Here is an 18,228-nt window from a genome sequence, read left to right as displayed (position 1 = left end):
GCAATGACCGCACGCCGCAAGACGACCGCCAAGAAGCAGCCCGAGCCCGAGACGCGCACCTACCGCGCCCGGCAAGCTGCAGCCGGTCTGAGAGCCGGGGAGCTGTTTGCCGGCGACGAGACGCACCCGGTCGTTCGTGCGGGGCTCGCAGAGGTCGTGCAGGCGGAGGAGGACCCCTCGCGAGCTGAGGCGCCCCCCGAGGTTGCCGGTCTGCTCGAGGTGGGCACCCCTGAGCCCGCCAGTGAGGCTGAGGGCAATGAAGGTCTACCCGCAAGCTGACAAGATCGCAGAGCGAGCAGCGCTGCCCGGGCTGATCGCCAACGCCAAAGCCATCCAGATGATCGCTCGAATGAACGTGCTGCGCTCGGCTGTGATGCCCGACCGGCGGCTCGCACCAGGCATCCACGTCAAAGTGGACGCTGTGCGCAATCAGGTACGCGTCGTGTCGGAGCACCCAACCCCGAACGTGCCGAAATGGCAGCACGACGGGACTGGTATTTACGGGCCGAGACGGGCCCCGATCCGACCGAAGAACGCCAGGATGCTTGCGTGGCGAAACCCTCGCGGTGGGGGGTGGGTGTTCGCGAAGAAAGTCAAGGGGTCACCTCCGCGCAAGTACTTGTCAAAGGCGGCTGCTACCGTGGCGCGCAACCACCGAGGCGTCTCCTACCGGGAGCGCTGAGCACCAAGGAGCAACACCGCATGGCAGACGATCGGCACACTGAGGACGAGGACTACCCCAACGACGCCAAGCGGCTGACCGTTGACGACCTCGACGTGGTTGACCCGCTGTTCGACCTCGACGCCGACGTGGTCGACAAGGAGCCCAAGCGGTCCCCCGGCTCGTTCCGGCTGTTCGGTCGCAGCTGGGACATGGCGCCGGCCCCGTACATCGACACGAACCTTCCCGACGGCAACCAGAACCCGGCGGGTTTCGTGCTCGGCCAGCTGTGCGGTCTCGTGCAGGCCGACCAGCGCGACCAGTTCGCTGAGACAGCGTTCGAAGCCTACGAAGCGGAGGAAGTGAGCCTCCCGTCGCTGCAGAAGATCACAACCAAACTGGCAGCAGTGTTCGAGAACCGCGAGCAGCGTCGCACCGCCAAGCGAGCTGGGCGCCCTACTGGGGCGCGGTAGGCGCCCAACACATCGCCACAGCAATGGCCGATGACGTGCTCGGTGTGCTGATTGCTGGCGGCCAGAATCCTGCCAGTCTGAGTCTGCGCGAATGGTGCGCAGTGACGTGGCGGATTGTGACCGAGCACGCAGAGCCCGAAGATCGAGCGCTCTACTCAGCCGTGTTCAACGCCACGTCGCGAGAAAGCCTCGACAAGGCGATGAGCGAACTGCTGCGCAAGCATGGCGCCAAGGGATCCAACGGGGCCCCCAGGGTGCGGACGCGTGACGCCAAAGAAGTTGAGGCTGCTGTGGCGGCGTCACCATGGAGAACAGCAACTGGAGGATAGGCTGGCCTCCTCATGGCCACTGACACCGCAGGCGCAGTAGACGTAACCGTCCTCCCTGATGGGAAGGGTTTCTCGCCGGCGCTGCGCACCCTGCTGACCAAAGCTGAGCAAACCCACAAAGCTGAGATTCAGATTGAGCCTGAGTTGGCACGGGGGTTCAAGTCTCGGCTCGGGAAGATGGTCGCAGCTCAGAACTCGCTCGTTGATGCTGAGGTGACATTCTCACCGGAGCTAGCGAAGCGGTCGGCGCAGATGCTCACGGCTGACGCTAAAGCGCTGAATGCTCGGATCAAACCTGTCCTGACGTTTGATGTGGAGCTGCAGCGTGGCGCATCTCAGGAACTCAAGTCGGCCGGGATGCTCGCCGGCCAGAAAGCGAAACCGTCGCTGACGTTTGATGTTGACTTGCAGGCAGGCGCAGCTCAGGAACTTAAAACCGCAGCCGTTCTGGCGAGCAAGAAGTCAAAGCCGTCGCTGGCGTTCGACGTTGATCTGCAGACCGGGTCAGCAGCTGAGCTGAAAGCTGAGGCTCGGGCGTTATCTCAGCGGCTCTCTGGATCGGTGCCAATCAAGTTTGATGTGGCGCTCGTGTCCGGTGCGGCCACTCAGCTGAAGACGCAGGTGAAAGCGCTCGCCACCCGGCTGTCCGGTGATACTGCGGTCAAGTTCGATGTTGGGATCGCGTCGGGTTCGGTTGCCCCGCTTCGTGCTGAGGCGAAAGCGTTCGCTGCCCGAGTGAACCCGGTAGGGAAGCTGTTCTTCGTTCCCACCCTGCAGCCCGGGTCAGCCGGGCAGCTGCGCGCTAAAGCGGTTGCGCTAGGGCAGCAAGTGGACGTGCCTCTCGGCGCTGAGATGCGCACTGGGGCGGTCCCGCTAGCGAAAGCCAAAGCGCAAGCAGCAGCGCGGGCAGGGAAAGCGGTCGATGTTCCGCTCGACGCTGACTCGCCGGCGCTGGCCGTGAAACTCAAGACCATCGCTGCGTCGCTCTCCAACAAGTTCAGCATCGACATGAATCTGCGAGCTGACACGACGCAGCTCGCAGCGAGCATGGGCGCAGCGTCTGCGGGTGGTAGTGGCGGGCTGATGATGGGGGCGCTGGCCGGGGGTGCAGCTGTTGGGCTCCCAGCGATCGCGTCAGCGGGGCTGTTTGGTGCGAGCGCCAAGAAGTCCGCAGACTTCACTGAGGCTCTCGCAGACTTGAAGGGAACCGCCGGAGCCACCGACGCCCAAATGAAACTCCTCGAGGCGCAGGCCCTCGACTTGGGCGCCTCAACAGCGTTCTCAGCGTCTGAGGTGGTCACTGCTCAAATCGAGCTGATCAAGGCTGGTGTGGGGCTCGGAGATGTGCTCGGCGGTGCGGTGCCGGGGGCGCTCGGGTTGGCCGGCGCTGGGGCGTTGGACTTGGGCGTCGCTGCGGAGATCACCTCCAACCAGTTGAACGCGTTCGGGTTGAAAGGCAAGGACGCCACGTTCGCAGCTGACGTGCTCGCTGCTGGCGCAAACAAGTCGTCCACCGACGTTGAAGGCCTTGGTCTCGGCCTTTCCCAGTCGGCGCTAGGGGCGAACTCGTTTGGCATCTCGATGGAGGAAACAGTTGGCGCCCTGTCCATGTTCTCCCAGCAGAGCCTCGAAGGTTCAGACGCTGGCACTTCGTTTAAGACGATGCTGCAGCGCCTCGTTCCCGCCACACGCAAGCAGGGCGAGCAAGCAGAGCGGCTAGGTCTCTCGTTCTTCGACTCGAAGGGCGAGTTCATCGGTTTGGCCGAGTCTGCGCAGGCGATGCAAGACGCTTTCGGTGACCTAACGCCCGAGATGCGAGCAGCGGAGATGCAGGCCTGGTTTGGCACCGACGCTATCCGCGCAGCAAACATCCTCTACAACGAAGGCGCGGAGGGCGTCAACAAGTGGACCGACGCTGTTGCTGATTCTGGGTACGCGACAGAGCTAGCCAAAACCAAGCTGGACAACATCAAGGGTGACCTTGAGCAGCTCGGCGGCGAGTTCGAGACCGCTGCGCTTATCGCCGGCGGAGCAGCCATGCCCGAGCTCCGAGGCGAGCATTAAAGAGATCCAGTCGATGGTGGGGAGCTGGGACCAGAGTTCGGCAAGGTTGTGGGCCCGTTCGCGACGCTGCTTGGCACTGTTGCCACAGTCGGCGGGGGTGTGCTGAAAGAACTGATGGGCCCTCTGGGCACGTTCACGAAGTCGTTGGCCGTCGGGTTTGAGGCGGCGGGCCCGGGGGTCACAGCGATTGCCGGCGCTGCGGGGAGCTGCTCGTGGCGTTCTCGCCGTTGCTCGAGGTGGGCGGCGAGATCGTTGGGATGCTCGGGGAGGCGCTCGCTCCTGCCATATCAGCGTTTGCTGAGCCTCGCATGGTGAAAGCGATTGGCGACCTGGCGTTGGCGTTCGCTGACATTCTGGTGTCGTTGCTGCCGATCCTCCCGCCGATGATCTCACTGGCAACTCACGCTGCTTCGCTTGTAGCGACGTTGCTCACGTTCAAGCCGGTGGTGATGGTGCTAACCGGGTTGTTCGCTGCGTGGCTGCTCACCACTGTTCCCCTGGCCGGGTCGCTGATGGCTATTTCGTGGCCTGTCACAGCAGTCGTGCTCGCTGTTGTCGCTTTGGGTGGAGCTGTCGGATGTACGCCTACAAGAACTTCGAGCCGTTCCGCTCTGCTGTGGACGCTGTCGGCCGGTTCTTGCTGGGACTCTGGGACACGGTCAAGAAGGTGGCCACCGTTATCGGTGGGGCGTTCATGGACGCATGGGCCAAGGTTTGGCCGGTCATCAAGAAGGTCGGCACGATCATCGGGAAGATTTACCTGACGCCGATCATCACTGCAGCCAAGGTGCTCGCCAAGGTGTTCACCGGTGACTTTGCCGGCGCTTGGGAGGCAATCAAGAACGGGTTCGCGACCCTGAAGAACCTCTACGGGGAACTCGGCACGATCCTGGGTGAGCTGCTCAGCAAGCTGGGCACATGGTTCACGTCGACTGCTGTTCCGTTTATCGTCGAGAAAGGAGGCATACTCCTCACAGCGGCTATCGGGTGGGTCTCTGAGTACGCCCCCTAAGGCGATTGTGTGGCTCGGGGAAGCGCTGCTAGCGATCGGCGTTTGGATCGTGGGAACAGCTGTCCCGTGGATGGCAGAGAAAGCGCTCCAGCTCGGTGGGGCGATTGTTGGGTGGGCTATTGAGTTCGCACCGAAGGCGATCGTGTGGCTCGGAGAAGCGCTGATTCAGCTCGGTGTCTGGTTTGTGACGACTGCGATCCCGTGGCTTGTTACCCAGTCGATTGCTCTGGGTGGGGCCATCCTCGGGTGGGTTGTCGAGTTCGCACCGAAGGCGATCATGTGGCTCGGCCAGGCGCTGATTGCTCTGGGCGCTTGGTTCGTAACGACAGCAATCCCGTGGATGGTCACAAAGGCAGCTTCGCTGCTGGGTGCGATCGTTGGGTGGGCTGTCGAGTTTGCACCGAAGGCGATCGCGTTCTTGGGTCAGGCGCTCGTGTCACTGGCTAGCTGGTTTGTTGGAACCGCGATCCCGTGGGCCCTAGAGAAAGGGTTCTGGCTTGTCGTCAACCTGGTCAAGGGGTTGGTGTCTCTGCCCATCAAGTTGCTCGAGGCGCTGACTGCAGCGTTCGAGTGGCTGGTCCCCAAGATGGGGGAGATAGCTCTGGGCGTGATCGAGTGGTTCAAGGGGCTGCCCGGCAGGCTGGTGGGCGCAGCGATAGCGCTGAAGGATCAGTTGGTGAGTTGGGCCGGCACCGCTCTTTCTTGGCTTGTCACGAACCTTCCCCGACTTGTGGGAGCGGTGCTCGATTGGTTCAAGGGTCTCCCCGGCTGGCTGATCGAGAAGGTGGGCGGCTTCAAGGAACAGCTCGTGTTGTGGATGGCGCACGCGTGGATCTGGCTGCGCGAGAAGATTCCGGAGTTGGCAGCTGGAGTGATGAACTGGTTCAGAGATCTGCCAGGGAAGATCGTCGAAACGATCGGCAACGTCGGGAAGTTCCTGTTCAACAAAGGGAAGGACCTGATTGGTGGGCTCCTCAACGGGATCGGCTCAGCGTTCACTGGGCTGAAAGACCTCGCCGGTGGTGCGTTCAACTGGATCGCGAAGATCTGGAACAACACGGTCGGTGAACTGTCGTTCACAGTGCCCGACATCATTGGGGTGCCCGGGCGAGGCGAGACGTATTCGATGCCGAAGCTGCCGACCTACGAGTCGTTTCACACTGGAGGTGTCGTTCCAGGCCGGCGGGACCAGGAGCGCACAGTAACGGTTCTTGGTCAGGAGACGGTGTTCACCCGCGACCAGACACGGGCGCTCGGGATAGCGGTGAGGAGCGTCGGGGCAGGAGCGCCGGGGCTCGGCGTGAGCCCCTCAGCAGCATCTCCAGCGCAGCAACGTGACGCTACGCTCCGAATGTCAGCGCTAGCACCCCCTGTCAGCCACAGAGCGGCGTCGCCTACCATCACAAGGGGAGCGCTCGAAGAGCTGCGACGAATTGTGAACAGGGCCTCTCCCGAGGCTCCAGCGAGCAGAGCGCAAACCGGTGGTGAAGGCGACGAGATGCGCACGGTCAAACACATCATCGAACTGGTCGTGTCAGGGGACAAGGCGACCCTCTCCAAGCTGGACCGCCGCGAGTTGATGGCGATGCTCCGCGAAGTGTTCCGGACAGCGGAAGGCCGTCGTGTTGCCGCCGAAGCGATGGCGAACGCCGGGTAGGTTGGAGGTCTGATGGGATGCGAACACGACAAGCCAGCGGTGCACGTCGGATGGTTGACCGCTGACGTTGCGGAGCCGACCACGTTCACCGCGACTACCCCAACCGAGGGTCCACGTTTCAGCTGTCCGGTGTGATCGTCCCGTGTGTTGAACACGGGCAGGCAGCGGTGGACGTTCGAGCGTTGGGTTGGGCGACGTTGACCGAAGGGATGATCGTCCCGGTGTGGTCGGACGTGCGCCCGTCGATCGACGGCATCTACCAAGTGGTGTCCGCCGGGGAGGCGACCGGCGCGGCGTGGCCCGCCATGGCGTCGAGGGGCGACATCGACTCCGGTCAGCAAGTACCCCAAGAACGGTCGGTGTCGGTCGGGTTGCGACGGTTGACCCAGGAGACAGCCAAGGTGACGACCAGCCTGTTCGGCAACTCGTATGCGGTGTCGTCACCGGTCCAGTTCTCCTCGGCGTTCCCGCGGGCCGGGACGCGTACTCCGACAACCCGTTGGAGGGAGGCTGACCCGTGTCGCGTTCCCACAGTTGACCTCGTTGTCGTTGACGACGTACGCGTGCCCGCCAATTCCTGGCCGGGTCACCTCGTGTCGAGGTGTTCGCTGCCGGTGTGTGGTGGCCGATGCACGGTCAGCCCACCGCCGGGTATCCGGTCCGGTTGCGGAACGGGAAAGCGGGGATCGAGTTGCCGTTCGCTGCACGTCCGGCGGTCGGCAACTCGCCTGCAACTCCGATGACCGAACATCGGCTGTTGCAGTTCGATCAGGCGACCGGTGAACTCAAGGCGTCCCCTGCCCTGACGATCTCACAGTTCCTGACCGGGATGGCGAACCCTTCGACTCTGACGGTGATCTACGCTGACTCGGAGACGTTGCGGGTAACGTGGATGGCCGACCGTGACGCCCCGTTCGCTGGTGGTATCCAGACGACGGTGACCCGCTGGGAAGCCGAGTTGCGTCGCGGTGAGGACGGGTTCAGCTTCTGGGCGTCCCTCCGTGGAACGATGAGTATCGCTGCGACCCACAACTCTGACGTGAACGACGGGAACGGGCACATCATCGGAGTGCGGGCGGTCAACTCGACCGGGATCACCCTGGTTGGTCAGCGCGAGGTGTCGTTGGGGACAAGCGTCGGTGCTGGGACCGCACAGGTCAACGACATGGGGCAACGGTTCAGGGTCGAAGTCGACGGGGCTTCCTACCGGACCCGGAACTACACCCGGCAGCGGGTCGTCGTCGGACCGGCATCGTGATCCCCCAGGCGATCATGAACCCGTCCGCTGAGATGGGGACGATCCAGCTGGAAGGTGTACCTACCGGGTTGGCGGCACGGCTGGCGAACATCGACCGGTCGTTGGCGTCGTGGGTGATGACAACCAAGGGGAGGTTCCCCCTCGGTGAGGCGGAGGCGGCAGGACGGGACACGATCGCGAGGGCGTCGTCGGGGATCGGCCTGCTGACCAACGGCACCCGCGAGCGCTGGGTGACAACGCTGACGACCCGCCCGCTGTCGTGGTATCTCGCCGCGGATGACGGACTGACCCAAAACCGGTGTTTCCCGGCCTGTACTACGGGCAAACCAACCTGACGATCGAGGACTGCGTTGGTCTGGTCGCCGGTGACACGTTCCTTTCCATCGTGAGGAGAGGCCCCAAGGTGGCGTCCGGGCCTGACGGGCCAACATTCGGTGTCGTCAACCTGGACGACACCTGGCACGACCCGTTGGAGCTCACCCAGTGGACCGCATGCGCCTGACGCAGCTTGGGAAGTCCTCCTCACCGAACGCGAAGGGATACCGTGGCCGTCGCTCAACATCGCGCCCGCCGCTACGTTGTGGGGCTCCGAAGCGTCCACCGACATTGTGGTGTCGCCAGTCCTCGACCAGGCGCTGGTGCCACGCCCCGGAAGCAAGTTCGGCACCAACGCACCACGAATCCTGAAAGCCGACATCGCCCAGACCGTGGACGGCGAAGGCAAAGTGTCCAAGGTGTGGGCAACGTCGTCGGAGGGGAACAGCTGGACGGCATCACCGTACGGGACCGCGTCGAAGGACTTCGTTGGCCCCTCAACACCCGAACGGTCTTGGCCCGCTCGGCCGTGACACCGTGTCACCCACCCGCGTTGAAGACACCAGCGCCGCCCAGCTGACCTCGACCGCCCGATCGATGCTGACCCGCAACAACCTGGCCACCCTGTCGTGGACCGTCGAAATGACCAACAACTCTGACGCCGAGATTCTTCCGCTGGGTGCCCCGGTCGCCGTGTTCGACCCTGATGTGGGTGTCGCATCGGACGGGTCGGACAACCTCGACTCCGGGGTGCAAGGCGCTGACCCGTTGCGCGGGTTCCGGGTGTCAGAGCGGACCCCACCATTCGACCCTGAGCACCACGGCCTCTACATCGTGTGGTCGGACGCCTGGGGTGACGTGACCGATCTGACACCTTACGCCCGGAAGACGGAAGGGAGCGCGACGATCAGGTTGGGAACCCAGGTTGGGTTCTCGGCTCGCGCGTCGTTGCGTCGTGCCCGCAAGGCGTGACCTACGGGTAGGTGCAGATCAGGGGTGACACGTAGTTGGCCAGTTTGGTGTGCCCGCTGGCGTTGAGGTGCACGTCGTCGGAGGAGTCGCCGTCGGGGAGCGCGGCAGGAAAGCACCTCGGGCGTCCACCGCGTAGGGGGTCGCCAAGATCGCTTGGTTCCACAGTTCGGTTCGGGCGATCCGTTCGGGCGACGAGGTTGCGCGAACGGGTGGGATCGTCATCCACCTCACCGATTGTGCGGCATGGTCGCGGACCATCCGGTGTGCCATCCGGTTGAGGGCGTATGTGATCTGCGGGGCGGTTGTCATCCCTTGGAACCCGGCGGTCGGGGTCACGTCGTTGGTGCCGAGCATGACGACGATCCGTCGGCCGGGTGTTGGCCCGACGATTTCGGCCATGTTCAGGTCGAGGGATTGGTTGGCGAGGTAGATCGCCTTCGCCCAGACCCCGAGGCCGCCCCATGCCCACTTGGTGGGGGTGCACGCCAGTTGGTGCGCCCACGAGCTACCTGATTGGGTGTTGGAGTCACCCAAGATTCTGGTGACCGGCCCGGACGGTTCGGGTAGTGGTGGGGTGACGATCGTGTTGCCGTCGAGTGTCGGCAGAGCCGAGCAGTCAACGAACGCCTCGCTGACGGCCATCCCGCGGGGTATCCCTGGCGGGTTGGCGGTTGCTGGCCACAGGTTGAGTACCCCGCCGGTCGGGTGGAGCGCTCCGAAGGCCTTCGCTGTGAAAGGGATGGTCGGCGCTGTCGCCGATTTCTCTGGGAGGTCAACATTCCAGTCGGTCGTGAGCGGCCAGAACTGGCCGACACACGGTGTCTGGCCGCTGGCTGGGGTGGCGCACCCGTAGGACTCGTCAGGGGTTGACCCGGTGACGATGACGATGGCGGCGCTAGGCTTGGTGTTGCCGACCCCGCCGTGTTGGAGTGGCCGGTGGAACCCGACGACATCATCGGCCACGTTGCGGACTGCTGGCTGAGCGGTCAGCGCTTCGAACAGCGCCCAGTCTTTGGTGGCGATTTCGCCGGTCAGGTTCCACCACTTCTCGGCGCGGTGGCCAGCGAGGGTGTTCGCTGTCCAACCTGTCCGGGTCAGGTCGGTGCCGTTCTCGCTCTCGACCTCAGGGCGAAACGTGATGATCCCCTCGGTCGCGTAGACCGGTGCGCCGTCAACGATGAACCCGTCCTCGTCGAGGACGACCGCCGCCAGGTAGCACGGTGCGTTCTCCAGGTGACAGTTGTTGGCCATGGTGGTCAGGCTAGACCGGGTGTCGGGCTGTCGCGGTGTCTCAGCCGCACAGGTTGGTGTTGACGGCCATGTGGTAGCCGAGGGTGGCGTGACCGTTCTGGTTGAGGTGGAGGGAGTCGGCTGCCATGTTCGGGGGGAGGGTCGCCGCGCCACCGAATGCGCCGCTGCTGTCCAGGTGATTGGCGGTCTGGGTGATGCGGGTGTTCAGGGTGTCGCGTCGTGCCCTGGTCGTAGCCGACACGTCAGCGCGGAGAGGTGGGATGGTGATCCACCGGACCGATGCTGCACCGGTGGCGATGATCCGGTCGGTGAGCGTGTTGAGTTGGGCGACGGTCGGAAGGCTGGTGCGTCCAAGGGCGTCGTTGGTGCCCAGCATGACGGCTACGTGGTCACCGGTACGTCCGTTCATGATGGTGTCGAGGTCGGCGGTCAGGGTGATTGGTCCGCCGCCGGTGTACCCGGATCGGGTGATCCCGGTGCCGCCCCATGCCCACACGTCGGGGGAGCAGGAGAGCTGCTCTGCCCACGATGCTGGCCGGCCCCATGCTGTCCCGATCGTGTTGCTGTCCCCAATGATGAGCGTTGCGGGGCCGGTGGGCGCTGGTAGGCACCCAGGAGCGATGAGGAGGACTGTGATGGCTGTGAAGAGTAGGGCTGTGCGTCTCATGCGAGCACACTAAGCGACGAGCCTCACAGCGGGCGGCGCCGCACCAGTTGCGCTGCTGTTGCGCGGTCGTTACTGTGAATGGCGTCCCCCCCCAGATGGGGCGACCCGAAGCCTGAGGAGGCACCGAATGGAAACCATCGACGAAGCCCGTGAGTACGTCAACAGTCAGTCATGGGGGGGCGACGAACTGCAGAACGCTGTCACTGATTGGCGGCAAGGAAAGCTGGTGCTCCCTGACGGCCAGTTCGCTCAGGTGGCCCGCTGGGCGGAACAGTTCGCTGCTCGGCTTCCCGAAGGGGCGACACCGTTGACGGTCGCTCTGGTGTTGAAGTCCGCTCACCGGCCAGTTTCGGTCAATCGAAATATGCGCTGGGACTGGTCATGCAAGTGTTGCCCCCCGGGATTGACGAGACGGACGTGGGCGCTGATGAACTGGCCGACGTACTCGATGCGGTGCATCTCGCTTCGGGGATGAACTTCGAGCTGCTGCGACCGCTAACGCTCGCTGCTGCGATTGTGGCCACCCCTGACGACGCTGAGACGAGCGGATAATGGCTGGTCCCCGTTCGCTCCAGACGAGCCCGGCCGGATCGAGCTGGGGACCGGCAGGTGGCTGCCCGACGTGCCAAGCGCCTTGGCACACAGTCTTAGCGACGACTCATTCGGAGTGGTCTGGGAGCACTACCGTTCCGAGCTAGACAAGGCGCCTCAGAGCGCTGCAGCGAGCGACCCGCTAGAGACGCTCGTAATGCGCATCGCCACAGTAATCGGCGTGGTGTGCTTCATTGCGCTGCTAGTTACCGTCACGGTGCTCATGGTCCAGCGAATGGCGGGCTCGTGATCGCAGCGTGGCGAGCGGTGTCGGTTCGTACCCGCTTAGCGGTCGTTGCTGCGGGGTGTGTGGTGCTGCTGCTCGTGGCGCTCGTGTTGCTTGACGTGGAGCCGCCAGCAGAGCCCGCACGGCCCGAGCCCACAGAAGCGCCCGTGCTGGCCCCTCCCCCGCCGCCGGCGACTGTGCCAGTGCCCGAGCCGGTTACGCGGCTGGTGTAGCGGCCTGCGAAGACAGTGTGGGGCAATTCCGGGCGCCCGCCTGGTGGTAGATTGCGTGGATGAGCCAACCAAGAGAGTCCCTGTCCGGCCTTGTGCGAGGTGAGCCTGTCGCAGCGATCATCTCGGGGTGCTTCGCTCTCGTCAACGCCCTGACTGTTCTCGTCACTGCGTTCCGGGGCGACGCTCACTGTGGATCAAACGAAGGCGGTGTATCCGTCGCCAACGCGATCGGCGCGCTGGTTGGCATTGTGCTCGCCCGTCGGAAAGTGAAGCCGTGGCCCCCAGCTCGTGGAGACCCTGACGTTGAAACTGTTGCTGCCAACCTGCCCGGTCTGCGTCCTTTGCTTTCGTCGAGCCCCCTGTCGGTAACGCTGTTGGACTCTCACCCCGGCGTCATGGCAACGCTAATGGGAACCAATGTTGACCCTGTCGTTGATCACCCAGACTTTGTGGAGCCCTCCCGCCCTCGAGCGATCCCCACCCTGAGGACACCGACGCTGACGACGATGAGCTGCGCCCACCGGGTGACCTGGTTGAGCTGTTCGAGGTGCTGGCGTGGGAAGATGCAGTCAAGAGGAGCGAGCCGTGACCAGCTCTGTTGTCTCTCTCGGTCTCAAGTTCAAAGCCTTGTCGAGCAACATCACAGACGAGGGCATTACCGCTCACTACGGCGGGGACTCGCCGTGGGGCAAGGGCGGAGGAACTGTTCCGACCATAATCGGTGTCCCACCATTGTCAGGGCGTGGCACGACTACCACCTGTCGAAAGGGTGGAGCGGTCTCGCGTATTCGGCGGTCGTATGCCCCCACGGGATCATCTACCAAGGCCGGTGGGCCAACCGGCGCACTGCAGCCAACGGGACCAACGCTGGCAACCAGCGGTCATACGCTGTTTGCTACCTCGCCGGCGGCGACGACGCGGTAACCACGGAAGCCAAGCGGGCGTTCCACCTTTCTGCTGCACTGCTGCGCTCCTCTCTCAGATGGCGGCACAGCGACTGGAAATCCACGTCGTGCCCTGGCAAACCGATCCGCAAGTGGTCGCAAGCAGGATGGCCGTTGCCACCAGGACCCAACCCACTACCCCCAACCCGCCCCACCCCACCGAGGAGTATTTCGTGACCCCCGAAGACGAACGCAAGTTTGAAGCAATGCTTGACCGGAAGCTGGAGACCCAAACGAACGGAATCTTGGAGTTCATCTTCGCCGGGCTGGAAGGAGTGTTCGGCCAGCAGTTCAACAAGCTGGCCGAGTGGACCGCTCTGATGCGAACGGACCCGAAGGACGTGGCGTTGCTCAAGTCGCAGTCGGCCCAGCAGCTGGCAGCGCTCAAAGAGATCAGCGCTGCCATCAAAAAGAAGTAGCAGGCTGAGGGGTGGGCGATCACAGCAACGCTCGCACTGTTGACTGGCTGTTGCGCGGTTACTTCGCTGTTGCTGCTGTTCGATCGTTGGGTCTCGTGCTCACCCACGCCACAGACGCTGCAGACCCGTCTAGTCCTGGGTACACAGTTGTGGCGTGGGTTGCGCCCATTCACGTGTGGGCTGCGCTCCTCGCTGGGATTGGGTTGCTGCTCGTCGGGGCTGCTTGGCGCCCTGGCCGGTTCTACGGTCGCGCTGTGCTCGTCCTGTCGTTCGCTCTCAACTTTGTGCTCGGCTTGATGATTGCGTTCACGTGGGAGTGGGTGCCGATGTTCGTGATGTTCATTGTTGCTGCTGTGCTCGACGCGATGTTCGCTGTGATCCCCTACGTGCCGACGACAGTTATCACGTCGATCCGGCGAGGCCGGCTGCCGCTCCCATGAACTCCCCAGCTGTGGTGGTGGTCGCAGCGCTGAGCCCACACATTGTGGCGCTGCTCGCTGCTGTTCCGACAGCGATCGCGCGGAGCACGGTGGGCTACTACTCCTATCTCGGGCAGCTCGCCACTAAGGCTGTGACGCTCAGGCAAACCCAGATCGAAGCTGACCGGCAAGAAGTCGAAGAAGACCGCGCTGACGTAGAGAAGAACGCTGCGGTCGTTGCTGGTTCGAGTCGTTGCTTGCTCAGCTCCAGGCCCAGAACACAGCGATGAGCGAACAGCTGACTGTGTCTCGGCAGCTGCTGCGCCAAGCCTACGACGAGGCCGATGAGTGTTCTGTGGTGCTGAGCGCACTACGCCGCGAGGTTGGCAACCTGCGCGAGCTGATCGCTGCGGCTGGGATTGAGATCGACTCCTGACAGCCTGGGGGCTATCTGTTGTCAACGTGGCGTGTTACGTTGTGAGTTCCTTAGCGCTCCGGTTCGGCCCTCGCAGCTTCAAGCTGCGGGGCCGTTCCGTGCCCGGGGTTGCACCCCCGCTAACGCGTGAGTTACACTCTGTGCAGCGCAACACAGCGCACCCGAAGCCTGAGGAGGCACAGAATGCCCGAAGACAAGCCCGTACTCGACTTGCCGTTAACCCTGCCGGTCGTTGGCGACGACCCCGTGGACGACGCCGATATTGCCAACCTGCTGCAGCTCGGAGCAGAGCGCGCAGATATCTCAGACGAACAGATCGAGGGGTCCTGGCGCCCGAGGACGAAGGTCGAGGCCGACAAGGCCGGTCGCCGGTGGGCTGCGCCGACTAGCAACTGCGCCAGCACGACACTGAGCTGGCAAGATGTTCGACCAGATCGACGAAGCGGCCGCCGCTCAGCGTGCGATCGCTCTGGGTTGGCACGAGCGGTGACTGCCTAGCCCGAGCGTCGCAAGTGGTTCTATGAACGAACCCTCAAGGTGTACATCGAGCGGATCCGCGAGGACTCGGGCGACGAGATCAAGTCGAAGAAGCTGCCCGCTGTGGTCGTGTCGTCAACTCGGACTGCTGCCTACGCCAAGAAGGTGGCCGGCAAGGAAGGCGAGGCGAAGCTGGTCGCGGGCTCAAGCTAGGTGCCCCTGCCACTGAGGCACTCAAGGTTGTTCCTGCCAAGCAGGTGCCGGTCATGGACAAAGTGAAGCGGCTCGTGGAGGTCAAGGACGGGGCGATCATTTACCCCTCCACAGGCGAGGTTGTCCCGGGTCTCTACATTGAACCCGAGAACATGACCGTTGAGATCACACCCACCCAAGCCAGCCGAGAGCTGAGCACCAACCCAACACGAAGCCTGAGGAGGCCCAAGATGGAAACCTCAACTACTGACGCAGTCCCAGCGTGGAACCACGGAACGCAAGAGGGAGGCGCTGACCCGGGCGCAGCCTGGGAAGCGGTCGCAAAGATCCAAGACGCAGTGCAACGCATCGAAGCGGACAGCGAAGCGGATACCGGCCAATAGACCTACCGCTACCTGTCGTTCGAGAGGCGCTCCAAACAGCGCTCCGGCCGCACTTCGAGGCGGCTGACGTGATGGTGGTGCAGTCGTCGCAGCCGTGCCCCTACCCCGGCGACATTGACGTGCGCACGAGGTTTCGCCACAAGTCGGGAGGGTGGGTTGAGTTTGGGCTCATCATGCCCCGAGGTGTTGACGGCCAGAAAGCCGGCGGGATCTTCACTTACGCCAAGCGCTACGCCCGGAGCGGCGCTGAACATCGCAATCGGGAAGGTTGACGACGCACGAGCAGCGTCCTCCCCAGCTGCAGCCCAAGACGCAAGCAGTCGGGAAGCGGTTCAAAGCGCTCACAGACGAGGACCTGCGCAAGAAGGCGACCGCGGCGTTTGACACGCACCAATGGCCGCCAATCACACGAGCAGGGTTCCAAGACTGGAACGCTGACCAGCTCGCTGAGGCTCAGAAGCTGGCGACGAGGTTGGAGAAGATTCAGGCGCAGCGCACCATCTCGCAGCTGAGGAGGAAGCACTACCGCAGCAAGCGCAGATGATCGACGAGGCTAACGCTCATCTGGAGGGCAGCGGAACACGAGCGCAGCGACTCGCTCGGGAGTCCAGGAACAGGCGGACGCCCATGCTGAGCGAGCACGCCGAGAAGCTGGAGGCTGACGCTCTCTCGCAGCATGCCAACCAGGGAGTGAAACAGGGGTCGCTGGGAGATGGATGACCAACTCATTGCAGCGCTCGCAGAGCTTAGGATGGACCGAGCCCGAATGGGGCAGCAACGGGACCGACTGGGTTTCGTCGTGTGGGAGCTACTGGGCACGAAGCGATGCCTGGTCTTCTAGCGTCAGTTGGTACTTGTGGGAGGACATGTCGATTGAGGCACGCACGGCCACGCTCAGCGAAGCACTTACACAGCTCGACCTGCTCACACCAGCGACGCTAATCCAGGTGGCTGAGCGCCAGCCGGCAGACAAGCGAGCGGCGCCAGCTCCCGGCGAAATGCAATACCGGGCCAACAAGCTGCTCGGGGAACTCATCGAGCAGATGCTTGGCCCAAGACGTGAGCCCCACCTGCAGGAACTCATCGAGTGGCTCGACTACACGATGGGAACCAACGTGTCCGACCCCGAGCCGGCCAGGGCTGCTGCAGGAGTCCACGCTGCAGCCGCTCGACGAGGAGTCCGACCCGGTGCGCATCCACGACGTAGCACAGACAGCGCTGCAGCTGCGCTACGGGGAAGGCCTCTCGTGGGCCCGAGCTATTTTCTCGGCGCTCGAGGTGGGAGGTGGAACCCGTGAGCTGTGCGACCCGATCGAGCCGACCGGCCGCAACGCAGCAGACGTGTGGCAGGTTGTCCAACACCTTGAGCACGGAGGAAGATCCCCAGCACTGTCCCGCTGAGCACGTCCCCCGCTCGTGTTTTCTGCTGTGCTGCACAGTTGCAGCGGGGAACACGAGAGCGGCGCTGTAGGGCAGCTCAGAGCGGACAGCAGCGCCCAACCCAACGCCGAGGGTTACGCTCGGGCAGCACCGCAACCTGAGCCTGTGGAGGCCAACGAGATGAGCAGCAGACATACGCTCCTACCCGATCCACACTTCAGAATCGTTCCCGACTCGCTCGTGTTCAAATGACCCAGCGCCGAGCGCAGCAGCCATAAATGTACGCCGTGTTACTCAGCTTCGCCGGCGACACGTCGCAAGCATGGCCAATCCCCGGTATCAGGGAGCGCTCATTACTCGAGGTGTCCAGTACGGGCACGGCACCCGCGACGAGGTCGAGGCGCTCATCCCAGCTGAGCGCACCATTTCCGGCCACCTCGCTGAACTGGTCGAGCGTGGCTGGGTGTACCGGCGCCGACGCATGAACACGAGCAGCAAGACGCACATCTGCCAGGAGCGCGGGGAGGTCCCACCCTGGGGGTCGCTGCAGCAGTCGCTCCCCGTTCCTGCAGAATCCTGCAGCAACGATCATGCAGAAAGCTGCAGCACTGTTCCTGCAGAAAGCTGCAGGAGTGTTCATGCAGGAACCTGCAGCAAAAAGAGACCCAGTAAGAAAGAGACCCAGGGGAAAGAGAAACATACCGGCTGACGCCTCGGCGCACGATCACAGCAGCAACGACCCGTTCGAAGCGTTCTGGGAGCGCTACCCAAGACGCAAGGAACCCAAGGCTGCAGCCAAAGCGCTCACCAAGGCGCTCAAGGACGGAGCGCACCTCGACGAGATCCTCGCCGGCGCTGAGCGGTACGCCGCAGAGGTTGAGCGAGGAGGCTTCGCACCGCAGTTCGTTAAGTACCCAGCGACGTGGCTTAACAAAGGGTGTTGGGCTGATGAGCCCGAAAGTGTCACTGCGGTGCGCAACAATGGGGGGCCGCGGCAACTGCCGCAACGCAGCGGGCCAGGAGGCTGATCGAGCTGTGAGACTCGACTCCGACCCATCGCAGAGCGAGAGCAGCGGCACCTCTGCCCCGCTTAGGCGCGCGCACCGCGGAGTTCGAGGAGCGGTTGGACGCAGCGTCGCAGCTCGAACGCTTAGCCAGAGGCTGAGCCCCTCGACGCTGGCACACTGCCCGCCGCCGCATGCCGACCTTACATCGAGCGGCGGCTCCCAGCTGTGTTCAAGACCGCCAAGCTGAGCGACCTGCCAAGCGAGGACACCCGGACGCTGCTGCAGCACAGGAAGCGCGGGCGTGAACCGACGCACCAGCGGGCGTTCGCTCGTGCACATCGGCGGAGTAGGTGCCGGCAAGACCTACGCTGCTGCTGCTCAGATGCGCAGGATCGCCGGACGGGACGGGACGCACGTTCGCTGGCTCACAGCAGCCGACTTGGTTTGATGGGTTGCGCCCCGACGGTGCTCTGCACCGGCCGTCCCTGGTGAGCGCTGGGGTGCTCGTGATCGACGAGACATAGCTGCGCGCTTTTCAGCTCACCAACTGGGAACACGACACGCTTGGGTCTCTCGTGGATGCCCGGTGGTCAGCCAGCCGGCCGATCGTAACGACGAGCAACCTCAGCTGAGCAGCTGCGCAGCGTCTTGGACGAGATGATCTGGTCTGCTCATGTTGCGAGCGCGAGGGCGCACAGCAGTGATCGAGTGGGTGGGCCCGATTGCCGCAGGGTGCCTGGCATGAGAATGCTCACCCATTCGCGCAGCGCTAACGCGTGAGTTACACTTTGCTGCGCAACACAGCGCCGAGCCTGACGGAGGCCCCAACATGACCGCAGCA

General features: G+C 63.7%; 20 protein-coding genes. 18 read left to right on the top strand and 2 right to left on the bottom strand.

Annotated features, from left to right (window positions below):
- Nucleotides 1-3: 3 nt before the first annotated feature.
- The 11 genes from IPN02_07735 to IPN02_07685 all read left to right on the top strand — a co-directional run bounded on the left by IPN02_07735 (nt 4) and on the right by IPN02_07685 (nt 8,741).
- Nucleotides 4-279 carry a hypothetical protein gene (locus IPN02_07735; protein MBK9296720.1) on the top strand — a complete coding sequence of 92 codons (276 nt, stop codon included), beginning with the start codon at nt 4-6 and terminating at the stop codon, nt 277-279.
- Nucleotides 257-682: a hypothetical protein gene (locus IPN02_07730; GenBank protein MBK9296719.1), complete on the top strand. Its 426-nt coding sequence runs from the start codon at nt 257-259 to the stop codon at nt 680-682. The genes IPN02_07735 and IPN02_07730 overlap by 23 nt, the downstream gene beginning before the upstream one ends.
- 20 nt (nt 683-702) lie before the next feature.
- On the top strand, nt 703-1,134 hold the full coding sequence (locus IPN02_07725; protein ID MBK9296718.1) for a hypothetical protein: 432 nt from the start codon (nt 703-705) through the stop codon (nt 1,132-1,134).
- A 23-nt stretch (nt 1,135-1,157) separates the two neighbouring features.
- Nucleotides 1,158-1,463: a hypothetical protein gene (locus IPN02_07720; GenBank protein MBK9296717.1), complete on the top strand. Its 306-nt coding sequence runs from the start codon at nt 1,158-1,160 to the stop codon at nt 1,461-1,463.
- A gap of 12 nt (nt 1,464-1,475) precedes the next feature.
- The gene (locus IPN02_07715) at nt 1,476-3,527 is read left to right on the top strand and encodes a phage tail tape measure protein (GenBank protein MBK9296716.1); all 2,052 of its coding nucleotides are present in this window, start codon (nt 1,476-1,478) and stop codon (nt 3,525-3,527) included.
- Between the two features lie 577 nt (nt 3,528-4,104).
- Nucleotides 4,105-4,539: a hypothetical protein gene (locus tag IPN02_07710; protein MBK9296715.1), complete on the top strand. Its 435-nt coding sequence runs from the start codon at nt 4,105-4,107 to the stop codon at nt 4,537-4,539.
- Nucleotides 4,540-4,609: 70 nt separating this feature from the next.
- Complete coding sequence (locus IPN02_07705) at nt 4,610-6,196, top strand: hypothetical protein (GenBank protein MBK9296714.1); 1,587 nt, start codon at nt 4,610-4,612, stop codon at nt 6,194-6,196.
- Between the two features lie 739 nt (nt 6,197-6,935).
- Nucleotides 6,936-7,454, top strand: a complete 519-nt coding sequence (locus IPN02_07700; GenBank protein MBK9296713.1) for a hypothetical protein — start codon at nt 6,936-6,938, stop codon at nt 7,452-7,454.
- Between the two features lie 14 nt (nt 7,455-7,468).
- Nucleotides 7,469-7,789: a hypothetical protein gene (locus tag IPN02_07695; GenBank protein ID MBK9296712.1), complete on the top strand. Its 321-nt coding sequence runs from the start codon at nt 7,469-7,471 to the stop codon at nt 7,787-7,789.
- Nucleotides 7,753-7,956: a hypothetical protein gene (locus tag IPN02_07690; GenBank protein MBK9296711.1), complete on the top strand. Its 204-nt coding sequence runs from the start codon at nt 7,753-7,755 to the stop codon at nt 7,954-7,956. The genes IPN02_07695 and IPN02_07690 overlap by 37 nt, the downstream gene beginning before the upstream one ends.
- 350 nt (nt 7,957-8,306) lie before the next feature.
- The gene (locus IPN02_07685) at nt 8,307-8,741 is read left to right on the top strand and encodes a hypothetical protein (protein MBK9296710.1); all 435 of its coding nucleotides are present in this window, start codon (nt 8,307-8,309) and stop codon (nt 8,739-8,741) included.
- Nucleotides 8,742-8,759: 18 nt separating this feature from the next.
- On the opposite strand, the gene IPN02_07680 is transcribed toward IPN02_07685, so the two are convergent.
- A complete protein-coding gene (locus IPN02_07680; GenBank protein ID MBK9296709.1) occupies nt 8,760-9,992 on the bottom strand; it encodes a hypothetical protein in 1,233 nt (410 codons plus the stop codon).
- A 40-nt stretch (nt 9,993-10,032) separates the two neighbouring features.
- On the bottom strand, nt 10,033-10,659 hold the full coding sequence (locus IPN02_07675; protein ID MBK9296708.1) for an SGNH/GDSL hydrolase family protein: 627 nt from the start codon (nt 10,657-10,659) through the stop codon (nt 10,033-10,035).
- A gap of 2,167 nt (nt 10,660-12,826) precedes the next feature.
- Here IPN02_07675 and IPN02_07670 point away from each other — a divergent pair.
- The 7 genes from IPN02_07670 (at nt 12,827) to IPN02_07640 (ending at nt 17,408) form a co-directional block, all read left to right on the top strand.
- Nucleotides 12,827-13,072, top strand: a complete 246-nt coding sequence (locus tag IPN02_07670; protein MBK9296707.1) for a hypothetical protein — start codon at nt 12,827-12,829, stop codon at nt 13,070-13,072.
- A gap of 254 nt (nt 13,073-13,326) precedes the next feature.
- Nucleotides 13,327-13,512, top strand: a complete 186-nt coding sequence (locus IPN02_07665) for a hypothetical protein (protein MBK9296706.1) — start codon at nt 13,327-13,329, stop codon at nt 13,510-13,512.
- A 265-nt stretch (nt 13,513-13,777) separates the two neighbouring features.
- Complete coding sequence (locus IPN02_07660) at nt 13,778-13,927, top strand: hypothetical protein (GenBank protein ID MBK9296705.1); 150 nt, start codon at nt 13,778-13,780, stop codon at nt 13,925-13,927.
- Nucleotides 13,928-14,464: 537 nt separating this feature from the next.
- Nucleotides 14,465-14,617: a hypothetical protein gene (locus IPN02_07655; GenBank protein ID MBK9296704.1), complete on the top strand. Its 153-nt coding sequence runs from the start codon at nt 14,465-14,467 to the stop codon at nt 14,615-14,617.
- 53 nt (nt 14,618-14,670) lie between these two features.
- Nucleotides 14,671-15,000, top strand: coding sequence for a hypothetical protein (locus tag IPN02_07650; GenBank protein ID MBK9296703.1), 330 nt, complete (start codon nt 14,671-14,673; stop codon nt 14,998-15,000).
- 1,188 nt (nt 15,001-16,188) lie between these two features.
- Nucleotides 16,189-16,401 carry a hypothetical protein gene (locus tag IPN02_07645; protein ID MBK9296702.1) on the top strand — a complete coding sequence of 71 codons (213 nt, stop codon included), beginning with the start codon at nt 16,189-16,191 and terminating at the stop codon, nt 16,399-16,401.
- Between the two features lie 569 nt (nt 16,402-16,970).
- Complete coding sequence (locus tag IPN02_07640) at nt 16,971-17,408, top strand: hypothetical protein (GenBank protein ID MBK9296701.1); 438 nt, start codon at nt 16,971-16,973, stop codon at nt 17,406-17,408.
- Nucleotides 17,409-18,228: the final 820 nt, after the last annotated feature.

The sequence above is a fragment of the Candidatus Microthrix subdominans genome, from assembly GCA_016719385.1.
Classification (GTDB): domain Bacteria; phylum Actinomycetota; class Acidimicrobiia; order Acidimicrobiales; family Microtrichaceae; genus Microthrix; species Microthrix subdominans.
The sequence above is the reverse complement of the archived record's forward strand: the minus strand, read 5'-3'. Positions and strand labels throughout refer to the sequence as shown.

Bases quoted from the DNA above. Each gene is read 5' to 3' on its own strand.
- IPN02_07735 (MBK9296720.1), top strand. From the start codon at position 4: ATGACCGCACGCCGCAAGACGACCGCCAAGAAGCAGCCCGAGCCCGAG.
- IPN02_07720 (MBK9296717.1), top strand. From the start codon at position 1,158: ATGGCCGATGACGTGCTCGGTGTGCTGATTGCTGGCGGCCAGAATCCT.
- IPN02_07705 (MBK9296714.1), top strand. From the start codon at position 4,610: ATGGCAGAGAAAGCGCTCCAGCTCGGTGGGGCGATTGTTGGGTGGGCT.
- IPN02_07710 (MBK9296715.1), top strand. From the start codon at position 4,105: ATGTACGCCTACAAGAACTTCGAGCCGTTCCGCTCTGCTGTGGACGCT.
- IPN02_07680 (MBK9296709.1), bottom strand. From the start codon at position 9,992: ATGGCCAACAACTGTCACCTGGAGAACGCACCGTGCTACCTGGCGGCG.
- IPN02_07660 (MBK9296705.1), top strand. From the start codon at position 13,778: ATGAGCGAACAGCTGACTGTGTCTCGGCAGCTGCTGCGCCAAGCCTAC.
- IPN02_07730 (MBK9296719.1), top strand. From the start codon at position 257: ATGAAGGTCTACCCGCAAGCTGACAAGATCGCAGAGCGAGCAGCGCTG.
- IPN02_07715 (MBK9296716.1), top strand. From the start codon at position 1,476: ATGGCCACTGACACCGCAGGCGCAGTAGACGTAACCGTCCTCCCTGAT.
- IPN02_07650 (MBK9296703.1), top strand. From the start codon at position 14,671: ATGGACAAAGTGAAGCGGCTCGTGGAGGTCAAGGACGGGGCGATCATT.
- IPN02_07700 (MBK9296713.1), top strand. From the start codon at position 6,936: ATGACCGAACATCGGCTGTTGCAGTTCGATCAGGCGACCGGTGAACTC.
- IPN02_07725 (MBK9296718.1), top strand. From the start codon at position 703: ATGGCAGACGATCGGCACACTGAGGACGAGGACTACCCCAACGACGCC.
- IPN02_07675 (MBK9296708.1), bottom strand. From the start codon at position 10,659: ATGAGACGCACAGCCCTACTCTTCACAGCCATCACAGTCCTCCTCATC.
- IPN02_07640 (MBK9296701.1), top strand. From the start codon at position 16,971: ATGCAGAAAGCTGCAGCACTGTTCCTGCAGAAAGCTGCAGGAGTGTTC.
- IPN02_07695 (MBK9296712.1), top strand. From the start codon at position 7,469: ATGAACCCGTCCGCTGAGATGGGGACGATCCAGCTGGAAGGTGTACCT.